The organism is Achromobacter sp. 2789STDY5608615 (assembly GCF_001298995.1).
Lineage (GTDB): Bacteria > Pseudomonadota > Gammaproteobacteria > Burkholderiales > Burkholderiaceae_B > Achromobacter > Achromobacter insuavis.
The window spans coordinates 116,903-135,176 of the sequence record NZ_CYTY01000015.1; the positions used below are offsets into that span (position 1 = coordinate 116,903).

18 protein-coding genes and 1 pseudogene are annotated in these 18,274 nt (G+C 68.2%); 2 read left to right on the top strand and 17 right to left on the bottom strand.

The genetic code is table 11. The annotated features are described in order from the left end of the window. Window positions 1-7: 7 nt before the first annotated feature. Window positions 8-1,327: an NAD(P)/FAD-dependent oxidoreductase gene (locus tag AOZ49_RS15290; protein WP_054428918.1), complete on the bottom strand. Its 1,320-nt coding sequence runs from the start codon at window positions 1,325-1,327 to the stop codon at window positions 8-10. A 52-nt stretch (window positions 1,328-1,379) separates the two neighbouring features. Beyond that, window positions 1,380-1,778 (bottom strand): diacylglycerol kinase, encoded by a 399-nt coding sequence (locus AOZ49_RS15295; protein WP_006391332.1) that lies wholly within the window; start codon window positions 1,776-1,778, stop codon window positions 1,380-1,382. Between the two features lie 265 nt (window positions 1,779-2,043). Here AOZ49_RS15295 and AOZ49_RS15300 point away from each other — a divergent pair, with 265 nt between their 5' ends. Continuing rightward, window positions 2,044-3,672 (top strand): mannitol dehydrogenase family protein, encoded by a 1,629-nt coding sequence (locus AOZ49_RS15300; protein ID WP_054476220.1) that lies wholly within the window; start codon window positions 2,044-2,046, stop codon window positions 3,670-3,672. Window positions 3,673-3,702: 30 nt separating this feature from the next. Here the strand turns inward: AOZ49_RS15300 and AOZ49_RS15305 are convergent, their stop codons facing one another. The 11 genes and pseudogenes from AOZ49_RS15305 to AOZ49_RS15350 form a co-directional block, all read right to left on the bottom strand. Further along, window positions 3,703-4,413, bottom strand: a complete 711-nt coding sequence (locus AOZ49_RS15305) for an ABC transporter ATP-binding protein (protein ID WP_054476221.1) — start codon at window positions 4,411-4,413, stop codon at window positions 3,703-3,705. After that, complete coding sequence (locus AOZ49_RS33970; protein WP_369815806.1) at window positions 4,410-4,670, bottom strand: ABC transporter ATP-binding protein C-terminal domain-containing protein; 261 nt, start codon at window positions 4,668-4,670, stop codon at window positions 4,410-4,412. Before AOZ49_RS33970 ends, AOZ49_RS15305 begins: the two co-directional genes overlap by 4 nt. Window positions 4,671-4,676: 6 nt before the next feature. Next, window positions 4,677-5,123: pseudogene (locus AOZ49_RS33975) on the bottom strand (ABC transporter ATP-binding protein); the annotation flags it as partial. Window positions 5,124-5,185: 62 nt separating this feature from the next. Then, on the bottom strand, window positions 5,186-6,172 hold the full coding sequence (locus AOZ49_RS15315; protein ID WP_054428913.1) for a branched-chain amino acid ABC transporter permease: 987 nt from the start codon (window positions 6,170-6,172) through the stop codon (window positions 5,186-5,188). 19 nt (window positions 6,173-6,191) lie between these two features. Beyond that, window positions 6,192-7,112, bottom strand: a complete 921-nt coding sequence (locus tag AOZ49_RS15320; protein WP_054476222.1) for a branched-chain amino acid ABC transporter permease — start codon at window positions 7,110-7,112, stop codon at window positions 6,192-6,194. 35 nt (window positions 7,113-7,147) lie between these two features. Continuing rightward, window positions 7,148-8,323 (bottom strand): ABC transporter substrate-binding protein, encoded by a 1,176-nt coding sequence (locus AOZ49_RS15325; RefSeq protein WP_054476224.1) that lies wholly within the window; start codon window positions 8,321-8,323, stop codon window positions 7,148-7,150. A 50-nt stretch (window positions 8,324-8,373) separates the two neighbouring features. Beyond that, complete coding sequence (locus tag AOZ49_RS15330) at window positions 8,374-9,375, bottom strand: amidohydrolase family protein (protein ID WP_054476226.1); 1,002 nt, start codon at window positions 9,373-9,375, stop codon at window positions 8,374-8,376. Further along, window positions 9,372-9,956: a 3-hydroxyanthranilate 3,4-dioxygenase gene (locus tag AOZ49_RS15335; RefSeq protein ID WP_156355663.1), complete on the bottom strand. Its 585-nt coding sequence runs from the start codon at window positions 9,954-9,956 to the stop codon at window positions 9,372-9,374. The genes AOZ49_RS15330 and AOZ49_RS15335 overlap by 4 nt, the downstream gene beginning before the upstream one ends. A 152-nt stretch (window positions 9,957-10,108) precedes the next feature. Further along, the gene (locus AOZ49_RS15340) at window positions 10,109-11,152 is read right to left on the bottom strand and encodes a LysR substrate-binding domain-containing protein (protein ID WP_054428909.1); all 1,044 of its coding nucleotides are present in this window, start codon (window positions 11,150-11,152) and stop codon (window positions 10,109-10,111) included. Between the two features lie 17 nt (window positions 11,153-11,169). Further along, window positions 11,170-11,601, bottom strand: a complete 432-nt coding sequence (locus AOZ49_RS15345; protein WP_054429255.1) for a RidA family protein — start codon at window positions 11,599-11,601, stop codon at window positions 11,170-11,172. A gap of 26 nt (window positions 11,602-11,627) precedes the next feature. After that, window positions 11,628-13,085, bottom strand: coding sequence for a 2-hydroxymuconic semialdehyde dehydrogenase (locus tag AOZ49_RS15350; RefSeq protein ID WP_054476227.1), 1,458 nt, complete (start codon window positions 13,083-13,085; stop codon window positions 11,628-11,630). Window positions 13,086-13,239: 154 nt separating this feature from the next. Between AOZ49_RS15350 and AOZ49_RS15355 the strand changes: the two genes are divergently transcribed. Further along, window positions 13,240-13,725 carry a MarR family winged helix-turn-helix transcriptional regulator gene (locus tag AOZ49_RS15355; RefSeq protein ID WP_054476229.1) on the top strand — a complete coding sequence of 162 codons (486 nt, stop codon included), beginning with the start codon at window positions 13,240-13,242 and terminating at the stop codon, window positions 13,723-13,725. Between the two features lie 45 nt (window positions 13,726-13,770). Here AOZ49_RS15355 and AOZ49_RS15360 read toward each other — a convergent pair whose 3' ends face one another. The 4 genes from AOZ49_RS15360 to AOZ49_RS31780 all read right to left on the bottom strand — a co-directional run bounded on the left by AOZ49_RS15360 (window position 13,771) and on the right by AOZ49_RS31780 (window position 18,103). Continuing rightward, on the bottom strand, window positions 13,771-14,772 hold the full coding sequence (locus AOZ49_RS15360) for a YihY/virulence factor BrkB family protein (RefSeq protein ID WP_054476230.1): 1,002 nt from the start codon (window positions 14,770-14,772) through the stop codon (window positions 13,771-13,773). Window positions 14,773-14,974: 202 nt separating this feature from the next. Continuing rightward, window positions 14,975-16,615 (bottom strand): chaperonin GroEL, encoded by a 1,641-nt coding sequence (groL, locus tag AOZ49_RS15365; RefSeq protein WP_006391317.1) that lies wholly within the window; start codon window positions 16,613-16,615, stop codon window positions 14,975-14,977. Window positions 16,616-16,652: 37 nt separating this feature from the next. Next, window positions 16,653-16,940 (bottom strand): co-chaperone GroES, encoded by a 288-nt coding sequence (groES, locus tag AOZ49_RS15370; protein WP_006221616.1) that lies wholly within the window; start codon window positions 16,938-16,940, stop codon window positions 16,653-16,655. Window positions 16,941-17,428: 488 nt separating this feature from the next. Beyond that, window positions 17,429-18,103, bottom strand: coding sequence for a lysozyme inhibitor LprI family protein (locus AOZ49_RS31780; protein ID WP_082380460.1), 675 nt, complete (start codon window positions 18,101-18,103; stop codon window positions 17,429-17,431). Window positions 18,104-18,274: the final 171 nt, after the last annotated feature.

An 18,274-nucleotide genomic window follows, 5' to 3' on the forward strand; every position in this document is an offset into this window, starting at 1 on the left:
GGGAGGTTCAGTGCAGTTTGACCCGGGGGCGCGTGCGCCGCATGAGCAGGCGCGCCAGGGCCAGGGAGGCGGTGCGTGAGATGCCCAGCACCGCTTTGTGGTGCATCAGGTGCAGGCTCATGTACATCAGGCGCGCCAGTGTACCGCTTACGAACAGTCCCCGTCCGGCCAGCTTGCCCATCAGGCTGCCCACGCCGGCGTCCTGGCCCAGCGAGACCAGCGAGCCGTGGTCCTCGTAGACGTAGGGGGCGGTGGGCTCGGCCGCGCGGCGCAGGCGCGCGGTGAGCTTCTTGCACAGGTAGTCGGCCTGCTGGTGCGCGGCCTGGGCGCGCGCCGGCACGGTGCGGCCGTCGCGCCAGGGCGCGGCGCAGCAGTCGCCCAGCGCCAGGATGTGCGGATCGGCGGTTTCGAGCCGTTCGTTGACTTCGAGCTGGCCCAGCTTGTTCAGCGGCAGGTCCAGCTCGGCCAGCAGGGCCGGGCCCTTGATGCCGGCGGCCCACATGCACAGCCGCGCGGGGAATTCGCGGCCGTCGGCGGTCTTGACCGAATCGGCGGTGACTTCCGAGACCCGGCAGGCGGTTTCGACGCGGATGCCGAGCTCGGTGAGCCGCGCGGTGGCGGCGGTGGAGATCTTCTCGGGCAGCGCCGACAGGATGCGCGGCGCGCCCTCGACCAGCGTGATCGCCAGGTCGCGCTCGGCACGGAAATTCGGCAGGCCGTAGGCGCTGACCACGTGGCTGGCCTCGACCAGTTCCACCGCCAGCTCGACGCCGGTGGCGCCGCCGCCGACGATCACCAGGTCCAGCCGCGCCGACGGGTCGCGCACCTTGGCCTGGTCGACCAGCGCCATGGCCTTGAGCATGGTCAGGCGGAACTGCTCGGCGTTCTCGGTGGTGTCGAGCGTGACGGCGTGTTCGGCCGCGCCCGGGGTATTGAAGAAGTTGGAGGTGCTGCCCAGCGCCAGCACCAGCGTGTCGTAGGCCAGTTCGCGGCGCGGCAGCACTTCCTGGCCTTGCGCGTCGGCCACGGCGTCCACGGTGACCTGGCGGCGTTCGCGGTCGACGCCGACCAGTTGGCCCTGCGCGAAGGAAAAGCCGTTCAGGTGCGCCAGCATCAGGTAGGACAGGCCTTCCTGGTGGATGTCCAGTGTGCCGGCCGCCGCTTCATGCAGCGACGGCTTCCAGATGTGGAACGGGCGGCTGTCGACCAGCGTGACGTGCTGGCGGCCATGGACGCGGCCGAGCTTGGCGGCCAGTTCGAGGCCGCCGGCCCCTCCGCCGACGATGACGATACGTTCCGAGGTGGCTGGCGTCGAGTTGGGCATCATGGCTCCCAGTATAGAGGCGCGGGCCCCCGGACGGGCAAGCCTGCGCCGGGGTTCAGTGCATCACGAAGCGGCTGACCGCCACGCCGACCCAGACAGCCACGGTGAACAGCAACAGCAGCATGACGGCGGCGCTGCCCAGGTCCTTGGCCCGGCCCAGCAGCGGATGGGTGTCCACCGACAAGGCGTCGGCCAGCGCCTCGACCGCCGAATTCAGCAGTTCCACCGCCAGCACCAGCACCACGGTGCCGATGAGGAAGAATACCTCGACCGTGGTGCGGCCCAGGAAGAACGCGGCCGGGATCAGCAGCACGGCCAGCGCCAGTTCCTGGCGGAAGGCCGCTTCGTACTTGATGGCGGCCTGCAGACCCTGCAGCGAGTAGCGCAGCGCATTCAGGATGCGGCGCAGGCCGCCGGTGCTTTTGTAGGGCGAGTGATGCGGATCGGTCGACATGGGGAATGTAATAAGGCCGGGTGTGGCGGCTTTTTAACAGATATGGATTGCCGGCGTGGCGCGGCGAGGGGCGGGCAGGCCGGCCGGGCATGTCTTGGTAACGTCGAGTTACGTTTTGCCTTCGTCACGCCCATGCGATACCCTTGCGACGCGCGGACCCGCGGCGGGGCATCGACCCCGCCCGCCGTGTGCAATTTCCCTACCAACGCGCCTATCTGCAGGCCACGCGGCAGACGCATGACGGCGCTCTATGGCACGGCAATCCATGCTCGAACGCTTGAATACGGAGTCTTTGGCGCGTCTTCCCGCAGACGTGGAAAAACCCGCCTACGATCGCAGCCGGCTCACGCCGGGCATCGTGCACCTGGGGCTGGGCGCCTTTCACCGCGCGCACCAGGCGGTGGTGACGGACATGGCGATGGCGGCCAGCCAGGACCTCAGCTGGGGCATCCTGGGCGTGTCGTTGCGCAGCCCCGCCACCCGCGACGCGCTGGCGCCGCAGGACGGCCTCTATACGCTGGCGCTGCGCGACCATGACGCCGACGGCCAGCCGCGCGAGCAACTGCGCGTGGTGGGCGCGGTGCAGCGCGTGATGGTGGCCGAGGAAGACCCCAACGCCGTGCTCGAACGCATCGCCTATCCGCAGACGCGCATCGTCAGCCTGACCATCACCGAGAAGGGCTATTGCCACGAGCCGGCCACCGGCCACCTGCGCTGGGACGACCCCGACATCCTGCATGACCTGGAAAACCCGATCCGCCCGCGCAGCGCCATCGGCATGCTGGTCTACGGCCTGGCGCTGCGGCGCGAACGCGGCCTGCCGGCGCTGACGCTGCTGTCCTGCGACAACCTGCAGGCCAACGGCGACACCCTGCGCAGCCTGGTGCTGGCCTTCGCGCTGCGGCTGGACGTGGCGCTGACCGGCTGGATCGACGCGCACTGCACCTTTCCCAATTCCATGGTCGACCGCATCGTGCCGGCCACCCGCGACGAGGACCGCGCGCGCATCACGCAGCGGCTGGGCATGGAAGACGCCTGGCCGGTGGTCGGCGAGCCCTACCTGAACTGGGTGATCGAGGACAAGTTCGCGGCCGGCCGTCCCGCCTGGGAAGCGGCGGGCGTGACCTTCGTGGCCAACGCCGCGCCCTACGAACGCCTGAAGCTGCGCATGGTCAACGGTCCGCATTCGGCGCTGGCCTACCTGGGCGCGCTGCTGGGCATCGAGACCATCCGCGAAGCCGCGATCCTGCCGGCGCTGCGCGCGTACCTCGATGACATGATGCGCCACGAGATCGCGCCGACGCTCAAGGGCATTCCGGACTCGGGGCTGGAAGGCTATCGCCAGCGCTTCCTGGCGCGCGTGGACAACCCGGCGCTGCCGCAGCCGACGCGCCAGGTCGCGATGGACGGTTCGCAGAAGCTGCCGCAGCGGCTGCTGACCACCATCCGCGACCGCCTGCGCGGCGGTGACGACATCCGCCGCCTGGCGCTGGCGGTGGCGGCCTGGCTGCACTATCTGCGCGGCGAGGACGAGAACGGCGCCAGCCATGCGATCCAGGATCCGCTGGCCAGGCCGCTGGCCAGGCTGGTGGCCCGCGCCGACGTCGCGGCGCGGGCGGCGGCGCCCAAGCAGGCCGCCTATCGCCGCGCGCTGGTGCTGGCCGGCTATCGGCCGGTGTTCGGCGACCTGGGCGAGAAGCCGGTGTTCGTGGCCGCGCTGGCCGCGCAGCTGGAGACCCTGCGCGAACACGGCGTGCTGCATGCGCTGGAAGCCGTGGCGCGCGAACCCGAGGCCATCGCCCCGTCAGACAGCCTGGCGCTGGCCGACGCCATGGATGCGGCTGACGCCGATGCGGCGGCGCAGCCGCGGGAAGCGGCGGGCGTGGGCATGTGACCTCGCGGCGCGGCGCCGGCGGCCGCCGCGCTACACGCCCAGGTAGTGCAGCAGGCGCGGCTCGTCGTCGATGAAGGCCTGCGAGGTGCCGCTCCAGGCCACCCGGCCTTTCTCGATGATGGCGTGGCGGTCGGCGGTGGCCAGCAGCGGCTCCAGGTTCTTGTCGATGCACAGCACCGCCAGCCCGGTGCGCTTGAGGCTTTCCAGCGCCTGCCAGATCTCTTCGCGCACCACCGGCGCCAGGCCTTCCGTGGCTTCGTCCAGGATCAGCAGGCGCGGGTTGGTGAGCAGCGCGCGGCCGATGGCCAGCATCTGCTGCTCGCCGCCCGACAGGTGGCTCCCCAGGTGGCGCGCGCGCTCGGCCAGGCGCGGGAACAGCGCGTAGACGCGTTCCAGGGTCCAGGGCTGCGCCAGCCCCTGGCGGTTGTGCGCGGTGGCCACCAGGTTCTCGCGCACCGACAGGTTGGGGAACACGTGCCGGCCCTCGGGCACCAGGCCGATGCCGCACTGCGCCACCTTGTAGGCCGGCAGGGAGGCGATGTCGCCGCCGTCGAACGTGATGGCGCCGCGGCTGGCGCGGTTCAGGCCCATGATGGCCTTGACCGTGGTCGACTTGCCCATGCCGTTGCGGCCCAGCAGCGTCACGAACTCGCCCGGGCCGATATCCAGGTCGATGCCGAACAGCGCCTGGCTGGCGCCGTAGTGCGCGGTCACGCCGCGCAGCGACAGCAGCGCGCTCATGCCGGCGCTCCCTGCGCGCGGCGGCCGGCGTGGCCGCGTTCGCTGCCCAGATAGCACTCGCGCACCTGCGGGTCGTTGCGGATCTGGTCGGCGTCGCCGCAGGCCAGCGCGCGGCCGTACACCAGCACCGTGATGCGGTCGGAGAGCGCGAACACCGCCTGCATGTCGTGCTCCACCAGCAGGATGGTGTATTGCCCGCGCAGCTGTTGCAGCAGCCGCGTCATGGCCTCGGATTCGTGCTGGCTCATGCCCGCCATGGGTTCGTCCAGCAGCAGCAGGGTCGGCTGGCAGGCCAGCACCATGGCCAGCTCCAGCTGCCGCAGTTCGCCATGCGCCAGCGCGGCGGCGGGGGTGTCGGCGCGCGCGTCGAGCCCTGCCAGCGCCAGCGCCTCCCGCGCCGGCTCGCGCAGCGCCGGCGTGGCCAGCAGCGGCCGCCAGAAGCGGAAGCCGTGGCCGCGCCGCGCCTGCACCGCCATGGCCACGTTCTCCAGCGCGGTGAACGGCTTGAACACCGAGGTGATCTGGTACGAGCGCGCCAGTCCGCGGCGCACGCGCCGTTCGACCGGCAGGCGCGTCACGTCCTCGCCATCGAGCAGCACGCGGCCGCCGTCGGGCCGCAGCTCGCCGCTCAACTGGCCGATCAGCGTGGTCTTGCCGGCGCCGTTGGGGCCGATCACGGCATGCAGTTCACCCGGCCGGATGTCCAGCGACAGGTCGTCGGTGACGGTCAGGCCGCCGTAGCGCTTGACCAGGTGTTCGACGCGCAGCGCGCTCATCGCGGTTCTCCGGTGGGGTGGGGCAGGGGACGCGCGGCGCGCAGGCGCAGCGGCGCGTCCGGCAGGCCGCCATAGAGGCCGCGGCGCGACACCAGCACCACGCCCACGATCAGCAGGCCCATCACCAGCATCCAATGGTCGGTCAGCAGCTTCAGGCCTTCCTCCAGCAACAGGAAGGCCAGCGCCCCGGCAACCGGGCCGACCACCGTGCCCAGTCCGCCCAGCGCCACCATCACGATCAGCTCGCCGGAGGTGGTCCAGGCCAGGTACGAGGGCGACACATACAGCGTCAGGTTGGCCAGCAGCACGCCGGCCACGCCGCACACCATGGCCGACAGCACATAGGCCGCCAGGCGATAGCGCAGCGTCGCGAAGCCCAGCGCGCGCATGCGCCGCTCGTTGGCCTGGCAGCCGCGCAGGACCATGCCGAACGGCGCGTGCACCAGCCGGTGCAGCGCGGCCAGCGCCAGCAGCAGCACGCCGAACGCGGTGTAGTACAGCGCCAGCGGCGTATCGAGCCGGAACAGGCCGAAGTCGCTGCCGGCGAACAGCGACATGCCGTCGTCGCCGCCGAAGCCCTCCAGCCCCGTGGCCAGGAAATAGAACATCTGCGCGAACGCCAGCGTGATCATGATGAAGGCGATGCCGGACGTGCGCATCACCACGTAGCCGCTCACCAGGCCGACCACGGCGCAGGCGCCCAGCGCGGCCAGCAGGTGCAGCCAGCCGTTTTCGATGCCGTAGTGGTTCAGCACGCCGACGGCATAGGCGCCCAGGCCCAGGTACAGCGCGTGGCCGAAGCTGACCATGCCGCCATAGCCCAGCAGCAGGTTCAGCGCCAGCGCGGCGATGCCGTACACCAGCACCCGGCCGAACAGCGCCAGCAGGAACGGTTCGCCCTGCCATTGCGCATACAGCGGCACCAGCGCCAGGAGCAGCAACAGCGCGCCGGCGGCGAGCGTGCGGGGAGAGAGTCGAAGCATGTCGGGGCCTCCTTGGGCGCTATCCGTGCCGCACGGGAAACAGGCCCTGCGGCCGCAGCGCCAGCACCAGCGCCATGACGATGTAGATCAGCATCGAGGCGATCGCCGGGCCGGCCGCGTTGGCGGCGGCCGGCGGCAGCGCGGCGCGCAGCAAGGCTGGCAGCAGCGCGCGGCCGAGCGTGTCGACCAGCCCCACCATCAGCGCCGCCAGGAAGGCGCCGCGCACCGAGCCGATGCCACCGATGACGATCACCACCAGCGTCAGGATCAGGATCGGTTCGCCCATGCCGGTCTGCGCCGACAGGATCGGCCCGGCCATCAGGCCGGCCACGCCGGCCAGCACCGCGCCCAGCACGAACAGCAACGTGTTCAGGCGCGCGATGTTCACGCCCAGCGCGCCCACCATCATGCGGTCGGTAGAGCCGGCGCGGATCAGCATGCCCAGCCGCGTGCGGTGGATCAGCGCGTAGCAGCCCGCCGCCACCGCCAGCCCGGCCACGATGATGAGAAAGCGGTACAGCGGGTAGGTGACGCCGAGCAGCTCGATGGTGCCCGACAGCCACGATGGCAGGCCCATGCTGATGGGCGCCGGGCCCCAGATGATGCGGGTCAGCTCGTTGAAGAACAGGATGAAACCGAAGGTGGCGAGCACCTGGTCCAGGTGCTCGCGCGGATACAGCCGCGCCAGCGCGATGCGGTCCAGCAGCAGGCCCAGCAGCGCCATGCCCGCCACCACGGCGGCCGCGGCCAGCAGGAACGAGCCGCTGTGGCGGAACACGCTGGCCGCGATGAAGGCGCCCATCATGTACAGCGAGCCGTGCGCCAGGTTGATGAAGTTCATGATGCCGAACACCAGCGTCAGGCCGGCGGCCAGCAGGAAAAGCAGGATACCCAGCTGCAGGCCGTTCAGGGCCTGCACCAGCAGCAATGTCGCGGACATGGCGCCTTACCTCGTTCTTGCCCGGCAGGCCGGCGTCATTTCATGGCGCACTGGGCGGCGTACTGATCCGAGACCTTGGACAGGTCGGCGAAGATCGGGCCCTTGTTGACGAAGCCGACCTTGCCGTCCGCGCCCGCCGCCACGTCGGCGCGGAAGAAGCCGGCCGCCGGGAAGTGGTTCGGCTGGTAGCGGAATTCGCCACGCACCGACTGGAAATCGGCCGCCTCCAGCGCCTTGCGCAAGGCTCCCTTGTCGTCGGTCTTGCCGCCGGTGCGCTTGAGCGCCGAGCCGATCAGCTGCGCCGCGTCCCACGACTGGGCCGCGTAGCTGGACGGCTCGCGGCCGTACTTCTGGCGGAAGGCGGCGGCGAAGGCCTTGTTGGCGGCGTTGTCCAGGTCGGGCGAGTACGGCACGTTGGTGACCGCGCCGAGCGCGTCCTTCTGCAGCGCGGGCAGGGTGGCGCCGTCGATGGTGTCGACCGACAGCAGCGGGATCTTGTCGAACAGGCCGGCCTGGCGGTACTGCTTGATGAAGTTCACGCCCATGCCGCCGGGAAAGAACACATGGGCGGCATCGGGCTTGGCGTCGGCCAGCGCCGCCAGCTCGACCGAGTAGTCGGGCTGGTTGACCTGGGTGAAGACCTCGTTGACCACCTCGCCCTTGAAGAAGCGCTTGAAGCCGGCCATGGCGTCCTTGCCGGCCTGGTAGTTGGGCGCCAGCAGGTAGACCTTCTTGAAGCCCATCTGGTTGGCCATCTCGCCGCTGCCTTCGTGGCGCTGGGTGTTGTTCCACGAGGTCGAGAAGAAGAACGGCGAACAGTCCTTGCCGGCCAGGTTGGTGGGGCCGGCGTTCGAGCCTACCAGGAACACGCCGGCGCCGGTGACCGGCCGCGCCACCGCCAGCATCACGTTGGAATACACCACGCCGGTGATGATCGGCACCTTGTCGCTCTGCACCAGCTTGCGCGCGGCCTGCACGCCGACCTCGGGCTTGAACTGGTCGTCTTCCTTGATGACCTGCACCGGCACGCCGCCGAGCTTGCCGCCGCCCTGTTCGACGGCCAACATGAAGCCGTCGAGCTGGTCCTGCCCCAGCACCGAGCCGGGCCCGGTCAGGGTGGTCAACAGGCCGATCTTCACATCGGCCCAGGCGGCGGCGCCGGGCGCCAGGGCGACGGCCGCGGCGGCGGCCAGCAGATGGATGCGTTTCATGGTGAATCCCCTTGCGTTGCCGTGTCTCACGGTCATGGTTGGCGGGCGGCTCAGCGGTCCAGCCCGAAGAACGTCTGCGTGTTGGCCGACAGGATCTTGTGCTGTACCGCGGGCAGCAGGTCGGAATTCGACACCAGCCGGCCGACCTCCTGCTCGCCCAGCGGATACGGATAGTCGGAACCGAGCAGCACGCGGTCCTCGCCCATCACGTCGATCAACAGCCGCAGCGAGCGCGGATCGAACACGGCGCTGTCGACGTAGAAGCGGTCGGTATACGACGAGGGCGGCTGCGGACAGTCCTGGCGCACGATGTCGCGGTGGCGCCAGGCGTTGTCCACGCGCCCCAGCAGGAAGGCGAAGCTGCCGCCGCCGTGGGCGAAGCACAGCTTCAGGCTGCGCGGAATGCGCTCGAACGCGCCGGACAGGATCAGCGACAGGATGCCCAGCTGGGTTTCGGCGGGCATGGCGACCAGCCACGGCAGCATCCAGCGCTTCATGCGGCCGTCGGTCATCATGTCCCAGGGGTGCACCAGCACCGGGATGCCGTCGTTGGCGCAATGCACCAGGAACTGCACCAGCGTGTCGTCGTCCAGGTCGCGCGGGCCGACGTGGTTGCCGATCTGCACGCCCAGGTGGCCGGCGGCGCGGGCGCGCGAGGCCTCGCGGCAGGCCAGCTCCAGGTCCTGCAGCGGCACCTGCGCCAGCGCCTTGAGGCGGCCGGGCGCGAAGGCGCAATGTTCCAGCGCCAGGTCGTTCATGCGCGCGGCCCAGTCGGCCGCGGCCTGCGCCGGATAGGTGTAGCCGAACATCACCGGCGTGGCGCACAGGATCTGCAGGTCGACGCCGTGGCGGTCCATCTGTGCCATGCGCAGGGCCGGGTCCCACAACGTGGCGTCGACCGGGCGGAAGGGGCGGTCGCCGGCCATGATCTGGCCGGTCGAGCCATCGCCGTCGCGCCGCAGCCAGGGCGCGTCCACCGGGTCCAGCGCGGCCGCTTCCTGCCGCGTGATGGGCGGGAAGAAGTGCGCGTGCATATCGATTTTCAGGGTCATAAAGAGGGCGGATGACAGGTTGGGGGCGTCAGGCGGGCGACGGCTGCGCGGCGGGGGGCCTGCGCCTTGCCGGGGTGGATCGCGCCGCAGCCGGGGCAGGTGCGCTTTTCCTCGCTGGCGTAGAAGGCCTGGAACAGCGGCGGCAGGTCGGTGACGATGCTCTTCAACTGCACCTCGACGCGGTGCACCAGGTGGCCGCAATGCGGGCAATACCATTCGAAGCCGTCCAGCAGTCCTTGCGGGCGCTGGCGTTCGATCACCAGACAGGCGCTGCCGGTCTCGGGGCGTTGCGGCGAATGGCGCACATGCGGCGGCAACAGGAAGATGTCGCCTTCCTTCAGGTCGACCCGTTCTGGCTTGCCGTCGATCCACAGCGACAGCCAGGCGTTGCCGCGCACCTGGTAGAAGAACTCTTCCAGCGGATCGTCGTGATAGTCGGTGCGCAGGTTGGGGCCGCCGACCACGGTGACGATGAAATCGGCGTCCTGCCAGATCTGCTGGTTGCCCACCGGCGGTTGCAGCAGGTGGGCATGGTCCTGGATCCAACGCTGGAAATTCAGGGGCGGGCCATAGGCGGGCATGACGGTCTCCGGGAGGCGCTTGCGGACTTCGCTGAAGGCAAGTCTAGGCGGGGGAAGGGGCCGCGGCACAATAGAAATTGCGCGGTTGGATATGCGGGGTATCTATCGCGGGGTTTCCCTGAACGGGATATCCCGGATGCCGTGGTCGGCGCTCAGGCGCTGGCGGGGCGCTGCGCCGCGATCTGTTTCAGGTAGTCGACCAGCCGCAGGCAGGCCGGCGTCAACGGCCGGTCGGCGCGGATCGAATAGCCGACGTCGCCGAACGCGCCGAAGGCGTCGGTGGGCAGGCGCGTCAGCACGCCCATGGCCAGGAACTGGGCCGCGGCGTCGTAGGGCATCAGGGCCAGCGCGTCGCTGTGCATCAGGATGCCGATATTGGTCAGCAGCGACAGCGATTCGACGTGGCGCGTGGGCAGCCGCACGCCGGCATCGAAGAAGCTGCGCTCGATCGAGGCGCGCAGCGGCGAGGTGGGCGCGGGCAGGATCCAGATGTGGTCGGCCAGCTCGGCCAGCGTCACGCGCGCGGCGCCCGCCAGCGGATGGCGCGCGCCGGCCACCAGGCACAGGTCCTCGCGGTAGAGCTTGTGGTGGTCGACGGCGACGCCCGAGATCGACGCCATGTCGGCGCCCGGCAGGCGGCCCACCACGATGTCGACGTCGCCGGTGGCCAGCGCCGGCAGCAACTGCGCCGACGGCCCCTCGCGCACCGTGACCTGGATGCCGGGGTGCTCGGTCATCAGCCGCGCGATGGCCTCGGGCAGCAGCTTGGCCGAGGCCGCGATCAGCGTGCCCACCACCACGTGGCCGCTGGCGCCGCCCAGCACCGCGTCGATGTCGTCGGCCATGTAGCGGATCTCGGCCATCATGGCGTGCACGCGGCGGCCCAGCACCAGCGCCAGTTCGGTCGGCGTGACGCCGCGGTTGGAGCGCTCGAACAGCGTCGCGCCGAAGAACGCTTCCAGGTCGTGGATGGCCTTGGTGACGGTGGGCTGGGTCAGGTGCATTTCGCTGGCGGCGCGCGACAGCGAGCGGCGCGCCAGCACGCGTTCGAAGATCTGCAGCTGGTGCAGCTTCAGTTTGTGGCTGAGCGCGTTGGGCGTGATGCGGAAGTTCGACATGCGCGCGGCCGTCCCGGCGCGGCGGCCGGGGCGGCGATCCTGTTCCGAGGGAAAAGCCGGGAGGCGGTCGGGCGCCATGGCCGCGCGGGTGCCGGTCAGCGCGCCAGCGGCTTGTAGGCGACCGCCTTGATCTCAATCAGCAATTGCGGGTGCGGCAACTGATGCACCGCCACGGTGGTGCGTGCCGGCCCATCGGCGTCGAAGAACTCGCCGTAGACCTGATTGTAGCCACCGAAGTCGTTCATGTTGACCAGGAAAGTACTGATCTCGACCACGTCCGCCAGGTCCGCGCCGGCGCTGGCCAGGATGTCGCGGATGTTCTCGATCACCGCGCGCGTCTGCGCCCGGATGTCGAGCGTGGTGGTGCCCATGGCGTCGACCTCGGCGCCGGCGATGCGGTTGTCGGGCAGGCGCGAGCTGGTGCCGGAGACGAACAGGAAGTCGCCGGCGCGCTTGATGTGGGGATACTTGCCGCGCGGCGTGGCCTTGCCGGCGACGACGGTGGCGCGGGTGGAGGATTGGGTCATGGCGGTGTCCTTGAAGGCGCTGTGGCTCACAGCTTGATGCAGACGTTGGTGGGTTCGGTGTAGAAATGCAGCGAATGGCGGCCGCCTTCGCGGCCGATGCCGGACAGGCCGCTGCCGCCGAACGGCGTGCGCAGGTCGCGCAGGAACCAGCAGTTGACCCAGGCCAGCCCCACCTTCATGGCCTGCGCGACGCGGTGGCCGCGGGTCAGGTCCCGTGTCCAGACGGCGGCGGCCAGGCCGTAGCGGGTGTCGTTGGCCAGGCGGATGGCCTCTTCCTCGGTGTCGAACGGCGCCACGTGGCAGACCGGGCCGAACACTTCTTCCTTGATGCAGCGCGCGCTCTCGGGCAGGCCGGTCCAGATGGTCGGCTGCACGTAGGCGCCGGCGTCGCGCGCATCGCCGAACACCGGCACGCCGCCGCCGGTGACGACCGTCGCTCCTTCCTCGCGCGCCAGGGCGAAATACGACAGCACCTTGTCCCGGTGTTCGCGAGACACCAGCGGCCCCATGCCGGTGTCGGCATCATCGGGCCAGCCGATGCGCAGCGCCCGCGCGCGCTCGGCCAGCGCGGCGACGAAGCGTTCGTAGATCGGGCGCTGCACGTACACGCGTTCGGTGCACAGGCAGACCTGGCCGCAGTTGGCGAACACCGAGCGCGCGGTGCCGTCGACCGCCGCCTCGAAATCGGCGTCGGCGAACACCAGCGCCGCGTTCTTGCCGCCCAGCTCGAACGACACCGGCTTCACGCCTGGCGCCACGGCGCGCATGATGGCCGCGCCGGTGGCCGATTCGCCGGTGAAGGTGATGCCGTCGATGTCCGGATGCGTGGTGATGAACTCGCCCGCCGAGCCCGGCCCGAAGCCATGCGTCAGGTTCAGCACGCCGGGCGGAAGACCCGTGTCGTGCGCGACCTCGGCCAGCAGCGTGGCGGTGGAGGGCGTGACCTCCGACGGCTTCATGATGACGGTGTTGCCGAACGCCAGCGCCGGCGCCACCTTCCAGGTCAGCAGCAGCAGCGGCAGGTTCCACGGCGAGATCACGCCGACCACGCCCAGCGGCTTGCGGTAGGCGTAGTTCAGCGCCTGGCGGCCGTCGGGCGTGTCGGTCATGTAGCTTTCCATGTCCAGCGTGCGCGCCAGCTCGGCGAAGGCGCGGAAGTTGGCGGCGCCGCGCGGAATGTCGATCTGGCCGGCCCAGGACACCGGCTTGCCGGTGTCGCCGATCTCGGCCTGCAGGAAATCATCGAAGCGGCGGTTGATGCCGTCGGCCAGCGCCAGCAGGTGGTCGGTGCGCTGGACCACCGGCAGCGCGGCCCAGGCGGGCAGGGCGCGATGGGCGGCGGCGACGGCCCGGTCGACCTGCTCGCGGCTGGCTTCGTGCGCCTGGGCGATCAGCGCGTGATCCACCGGACTGTGTTTGTCGAAGGTGGACGCGCCGTCTTCGAAGCGGCCGTCGATGTAGTTGCGCAGCTGGCGGATCGTCATGATCGGGATTCCGGATAGGGCCTCGTGGGCGCTGGCTATAAGGTACGTATACGTACTATTATGGCGATCATAGGCAGCGCCCGAAACGAAGTCAATGCAGGGTTTTGCCCAGGGCGCTGCTTACAATCGCCATGCCCCTTCCCTGGACCGCCCGATGACCGCTTCCCGTTCGACCCCCCGTCCGGCCTCGCCCCGCGCCCTGCGGGAATTCGACCTGACCCAGGTGGCTTCGCACCTGCTGCGCCGCGCCCACTTCCGGGCCGAGGCGCTGTTCGCGCAGGCCTTTCCGGACGAGGACCTGACGCCGCGCCAGAAGGCCCTGCTGATCACCGTCCACCAGAATCCGGGCGCGACCCAGAGCCGCATCGCCGAACTGATCGCGCTGGACCGCAATTCCTTCGCCGAAATGATCGCCCGCATGACCGCCAAGGGCTATGTGCGGCGCACGCGCTCGGCCGAGGACGGCCGCGCCTATGCGCTGGAGATCACGGACGAGGGCATGGCGCTGCTGGCGCGGGTGCTGCCGCGTGATGCGCAGGTGGAGGCGCAGGTGCTGGCGCCGATCCCGGAGGAACTGCGGCCCGTGTTCCTGCAATGCCTGCGCCTGATGGCGGGGCTGGAATCGTCCGAGGTGCCGTGAGGGCGGGAAAGGCCCGCGCCTGGCGGATCGGAGGAGGCGGCCTGGTTAAGGTCTGTCCGACGGCGGTGATGCCGGGGGAGCGGATGCCGGCGCGGCCGGCGCCGCGGATGTCGGCGCGGCAGACGCCGAATCCGGACTCGACGCCGTGGAGGCCGCGGGCGCCTTGGGCTGAGCCGCGCGGCCGAAGCGCAGCGCGAACTGCCGCGTGAACACCGCCCCGAAAAAGAAGATCTGCGCCGAGTAATAGATCCACAACAGCAACGCGATCAGCGACCCGGCCGCGCCGTAGGCCGACACCGCCGCGCCCCGGCTCAGGTACACGCCGATGCCCCACTTGCCCACCAGGAACAGCGCCGCCGTGACGATGGCGCCGGGAATCACGTCGCGCCAGGAGATCCGCGCGCTCGGCAGCAGCTTGAAGATCACCGCGAACAGCGCCACCACCACCGAGAACGAAAACAGGCTCGACGCCCAGTCGGCCGCCGTGGCGAAGGCCGACGCCGTCCACAGGTCGCCGTAGTACTTGCGCGCGGCGCCCAGGCCCGCGTTCACGGTCAATGAAATCAGCAGGAACAGCGCCAGCACCAGCACCAGGCCGAACGACAGCATGCGACTGCGCACCATGCCCTGGATGCCGCCCTTCTGGTTGCCGGACACCTCCCACAGGTCGTCCAGGCTGGCCTTGAGCTCGGCGAAGGCCGTGGTGGCGCTGAAGATCAGCACGAAGATCGAGATCAGCGCCGCGATCCAGCCGCCGCCCGATTCATGGGCGCTGGCCAGCACCGTCTGGATCACCTCGGCGCCGCGCTCGCCGGTCAGGTCGCGCAGCGACGCGAACAGCTCCGAACGCACCGCGTCCTCGCCGAAGAAAGCGCCGGCCACCGCGATCACCAGGATCAGCATCGGCGCCAGCGAGAACACCATGTACAAGGCCAGCGCCGCGCCCTTGCTGGAGGCGCGATGGGTCGACCACTGGTTGGCGGAATCCATCAACAGGCCGCCGATCTCCGACGGACGCAGGGCACGCAGGCTATTGGGAAGGCGCATGGGGCTAGGCTCGGGCTAGGGAGCCTTCATTGTAGGGACGCATGCGCCGGCGCGAAACCATGAACTTGTTGGCAAACGTTCCGGGGCCTGGTGCGATGGCCGGTCCACAAAAAGAAAAACCCCCGGGGCGAAGGTCCGGGGGTCTTTCGGGGTACTGCGTTCCCCGGCCGAAGCCGGGGAGGCCATGCAAGGGAAGCGGGACTTAGAAGTCCATGCCGCCCATGCCGCCCATGCCGCCGGGCATGGCCGGGGCAGCGGGCTTGTCTTCGGCCAGTTCCACAACGGCGGCTTCGGCGGTCAGCAGCAGGCTGGCGACGGAGGCGGCGTTCTGCAGGGCGGTGCGGGTCACCTTGGTGGGATCCAGCACGCCTTGCTCGACCAGGTCGGTGTACTCGCCGGTCGCGGCGTTGTAGCCGTAGTTGCCCTTGCCTTGCAGCACGGTGTTGACCACCACGCTGGCTTCTTCGCCGGCGTTGGTGACGATGGTGCGCAGGGGTTCTTCGACGGCACGCAGGATCAGCTTGATGCCGGCGTTCTGGTCAGGCGTGTCGCCCTTCAGGTCGGAGATGGCTTGCTTGGCGCGCAGCAGAGCCACGCCGCCGCCGGCCACAACGCCTTCTTCCACCGCAGCGCGCGTGGCGTGCAGGGCGTCTTCGACGCGAGCCTTCTTTTCCTTCATTTCGACTTCGGTGGCAGCGCCAACGCGAATCACGGCAACGCCGCCGGCCAGCTTGGCCACGCGTTCTTGCAGCTTTTCACGGTCGTAGTCGGACGTGGCTTCTTCGATCTGGATGCGGATCTGCTTGACGCGCGCTTCGATCGACTTGCTGTCGCCAGCGCCGTCGATGATCGTGGTGTTTTCCTTGCCCACTTCGATGCGCTTGGCTTGGCCCAGTTCAGCCAGGCCGGCCTTTTCCAGCGACATGCCGGTTTCTTCGGAGATCACCGTGCCGCCCGTCAGGATGGCGATGTCTTCCAGCATGGCCTTGCGGCGGTCGCCGAAGCCAGGCGCCTTGACGGCGGTGGTCTTCAGGATGCCACGGATGTTGTTGACCACCAGGGTCGCCAGGGCTTCGCCCTCGACGTCTTCGGCGATGATCAGCAGCGGACGGCTCGACTTGGCGACTTGTTCCAGCACCGGCAGCAGGTCACGGATGTTGCTGATCTTCTTGTCGAAGATCAGGACGAACGGGTCTTCCAGCGCGGCGACTTGCTTTTCCGGGCTGTTGATGAAGTAGGGCGACAGGTAGCCGCGGTCGAATTGCATGCCTTCGACGACGTCCAGCTCGTTTTCCAGCGACTTGCCGTCTTCGACGGTGATGACGCCTTCCTTGCCGACCTTGTCCATCGCGTCAGCGATGATCTGGCCGATCGAGGAGTCGCTGTTGGCCGAGATCGAGCCAACCTGGGCGATTTCCTTGCTGGTCGTGACCGGCTTGGATTGCTTCTTCAGCTCGGCGACGGCGGCGGCGACGGCCTTGTCGATGCCGCGCTTCAGGTCGATCGGGTTGAAACCGGCGGCAACGTACTTCAGGCCTTCCTGAACGATGGCCTGGGCCAGCACGGTGGCGGTGGTGGTGCCGTCACCGGCGTTGTCGGAGGTCTTGGAGGCAACGTCCTTGACCAGCTGGGCGCCGATGTTCTCGAACTTGTCCTTCAGTTCGATTTCCTTGGCGACGGAGACGCCGTCCTTGGTCACGGTCGGGGCGCCGAACGAGCGCTCCAGCACGACGTTGCGACCCTTGGGGCCCAGGGTGGTCTTGACGGCGTTGGCGAGGACATTCACGCCACGGACGATGCGCACGCGGGCGTCGTCACCGAACAGTACTTGCTTGGCAGCCATTTGTTAGCTTCCTTCGAAAATTCGTTTGAGGCAGGGTTTACTGGACCACGGCGAGGATTTCGTCCTCGCGGATGACGAGCAGTTCTTCGCCGTCAACCTTGACGGACTGGCCGGCGTACTTGCCGAACAGAACCTTGTCGCCAGCCTTCAGGTCGACCGGCAGGATCTTGCCGTCTTCGGTCTTCTTGCCGGGGCCGACGGCCACGACTTCACCTTGGTCAGGCTTTTCAGCGGCGCTGTCGGGGATGACGATGCCCGACGCAGTCTTACGCTCGTTTTCGAGGCGTTTGACGATCACGCGATCGCCCAGGGGACGCAAGGCCATGAGGAACTCCTGTTACTAAAGAAGAAAGTGAATGATCGGTTAGGCCCGGGAGGACTGTTAGCACTCACCGGAGTCGAGTGCTAATTATAGGGATGATGTCGCGGGGTTCAAGGGGGGGGGCAGGCCGCTGTTACATATGGCCAGGGGGGGGGATCCTGGAATTTGTGCGGAAGCATTCGTCCCTAATATCAGATGTCGAAATTCACCCAACTTGGGATTTACGTCATCCGGTTTGGGAATCGAGACTTTTCGATATACAAGGACTGGCACGGCCTCCAGCCGGATTTCGCCTCTGGAGGTCCGATTTCCTGCGTCAAGTTCAGGGTGACGCGCCGTTTCTCAGGCAGCCTCGGCCGGTACTTCAGGCAGCGGCCCACGGGCCGCCGCCTGGGCGGCTACTGTGCGTCTCCGCTTCATCGGCATATCCATAGTCCTCATGACATGCCTCGCACACAAAATCACGGATAGGCCCGGGGGGGGGCTTATCATCAACCGCCATAGCATTGCGCGTAAGTAAAGTCGACCAAGCGCTTGTCTGAGACATCTTGTGGCGTGGACGGCTCTACTTGGAAATGCCCGAACATATCGTCGTTGCAGATCCTCACGTTCTTGCGCTGCGTACCTTCCTGCAACACGCAGGAGCCGCCAAAACTGTGATTACCCCCAGCGACGCCAACCGGTAGGTCAACCAGCCGGCTACAACCGATGATTCGGCCGCTTTGCTTCTGCTGCGCCAACGATTGGTTGAACGATTCAACACGGGAGTTGGGATCGCGAATCGGCACAACATTAACGCATTCGGTTTGGTTGCCCGGCAGCTTGCAGTCTGAGTACACCTCGCCATTGGCAATATGTTTCTCATTACGCGCCAGCATGGCGATGCGGGTTGTGTATGCTTGCCGCAGGCAGGCGCTGTCTTGGCAAATGTCACGAGCGTATTTAATCCAGTTGCGCTGTTCTTTGGCCAACTCTTTCTTGCCATAGGCATCGGTTGCGGCGAGTGCCGTTTCATAGGCCCCGTGCAATTTTCCATCCAGCGCGGATGTCTCGGCATCGCTGCAGATCAACCTTTCCGTAGCGCTCACGGCCTTGTTGCAATCAAAACTGGCGGCTTGGGCGCCAGTCCATAGTGTTGCAAGGCCCAACGTAAAGAGCAGCTTCATCGCATGTGCATACCGTGTCTTCCGTGCGTAAGCGGGTGGGCGTGTTGAATGCGGCTGGGTCATGATCCTAACTTCTCAGGTTGTATGTCGATGGTATCTTGCGTACAGCACAATACATCTCCTGTAGAAGTTCAACAAACCTGGAAATTTGGTCGCTCAATTTGAAAAGTA

Bases quoted from the DNA above. Each gene is read 5' to 3' on its own strand.
- AOZ49_RS15290 (WP_054428918.1), bottom strand. From the start codon at position 1,327: ATGATGCCCAACTCGACGCCAGCCACCTCGGAACGTATCGTCATCGTC.
- AOZ49_RS15295 (WP_006391332.1), bottom strand. From the start codon at position 1,778: ATGTCGACCGATCCGCATCACTCGCCCTACAAAAGCACCGGCGGCCTG.
- AOZ49_RS15300 (WP_054476220.1), top strand. From the start codon at position 2,044: ATGCTCGAACGCTTGAATACGGAGTCTTTGGCGCGTCTTCCCGCAGAC.
- AOZ49_RS15305 (WP_054476221.1), bottom strand. From the start codon at position 4,413: ATGAGCGCGCTGCTGTCGCTGCGCGGCGTGACCGCGCACTACGGCGCC.
- AOZ49_RS33970 (WP_369815806.1), bottom strand. From the start codon at position 4,670: ATGGCGGGCATGAGCCAGCACGAATCCGAGGCCATGACGCGGCTGCTG.
- AOZ49_RS15315 (WP_054428913.1), bottom strand. From the start codon at position 6,172: ATGCTTCGACTCTCTCCCCGCACGCTCGCCGCCGGCGCGCTGTTGCTG.
- AOZ49_RS15320 (WP_054476222.1), bottom strand. From the start codon at position 7,112: ATGTCCGCGACATTGCTGCTGGTGCAGGCCCTGAACGGCCTGCAGCTG.
- AOZ49_RS15325 (WP_054476224.1), bottom strand. From the start codon at position 8,323: ATGAAACGCATCCATCTGCTGGCCGCCGCCGCGGCCGTCGCCCTGGCG.
- AOZ49_RS15330 (WP_054476226.1), bottom strand. From the start codon at position 9,375: ATGACCCTGAAAATCGATATGCACGCGCACTTCTTCCCGCCCATCACG.
- AOZ49_RS15335 (WP_156355663.1), bottom strand. From the start codon at position 9,956: ATGCCCGCCTATGGCCCGCCCCTGAATTTCCAGCGTTGGATCCAGGAC.
- AOZ49_RS15340 (WP_054428909.1), bottom strand. From the start codon at position 11,152: ATGGCGCCCGACCGCCTCCCGGCTTTTCCCTCGGAACAGGATCGCCGC.
- AOZ49_RS15345 (WP_054429255.1), bottom strand. From the start codon at position 11,601: ATGACCCAATCCTCCACCCGCGCCACCGTCGTCGCCGGCAAGGCCACG.
- AOZ49_RS15350 (WP_054476227.1), bottom strand. From the start codon at position 13,085: ATGACGATCCGCCAGCTGCGCAACTACATCGACGGCCGCTTCGAAGAC.
- AOZ49_RS15355 (WP_054476229.1), top strand. From the start codon at position 13,240: ATGACCGCTTCCCGTTCGACCCCCCGTCCGGCCTCGCCCCGCGCCCTG.
- AOZ49_RS15360 (WP_054476230.1), bottom strand. From the start codon at position 14,772: ATGCGCCTTCCCAATAGCCTGCGTGCCCTGCGTCCGTCGGAGATCGGC.
- groL (WP_006391317.1), bottom strand. From the start codon at position 16,615: ATGGCTGCCAAGCAAGTACTGTTCGGTGACGACGCCCGCGTGCGCATC.
- groES (WP_006221616.1), bottom strand. From the start codon at position 16,940: ATGGCCTTGCGTCCCCTGGGCGATCGCGTGATCGTCAAACGCCTCGAA.
- AOZ49_RS31780 (WP_082380460.1), bottom strand. From the start codon at position 18,103: ATGAAGCTGCTCTTTACGTTGGGCCTTGCAACACTATGGACTGGCGCC.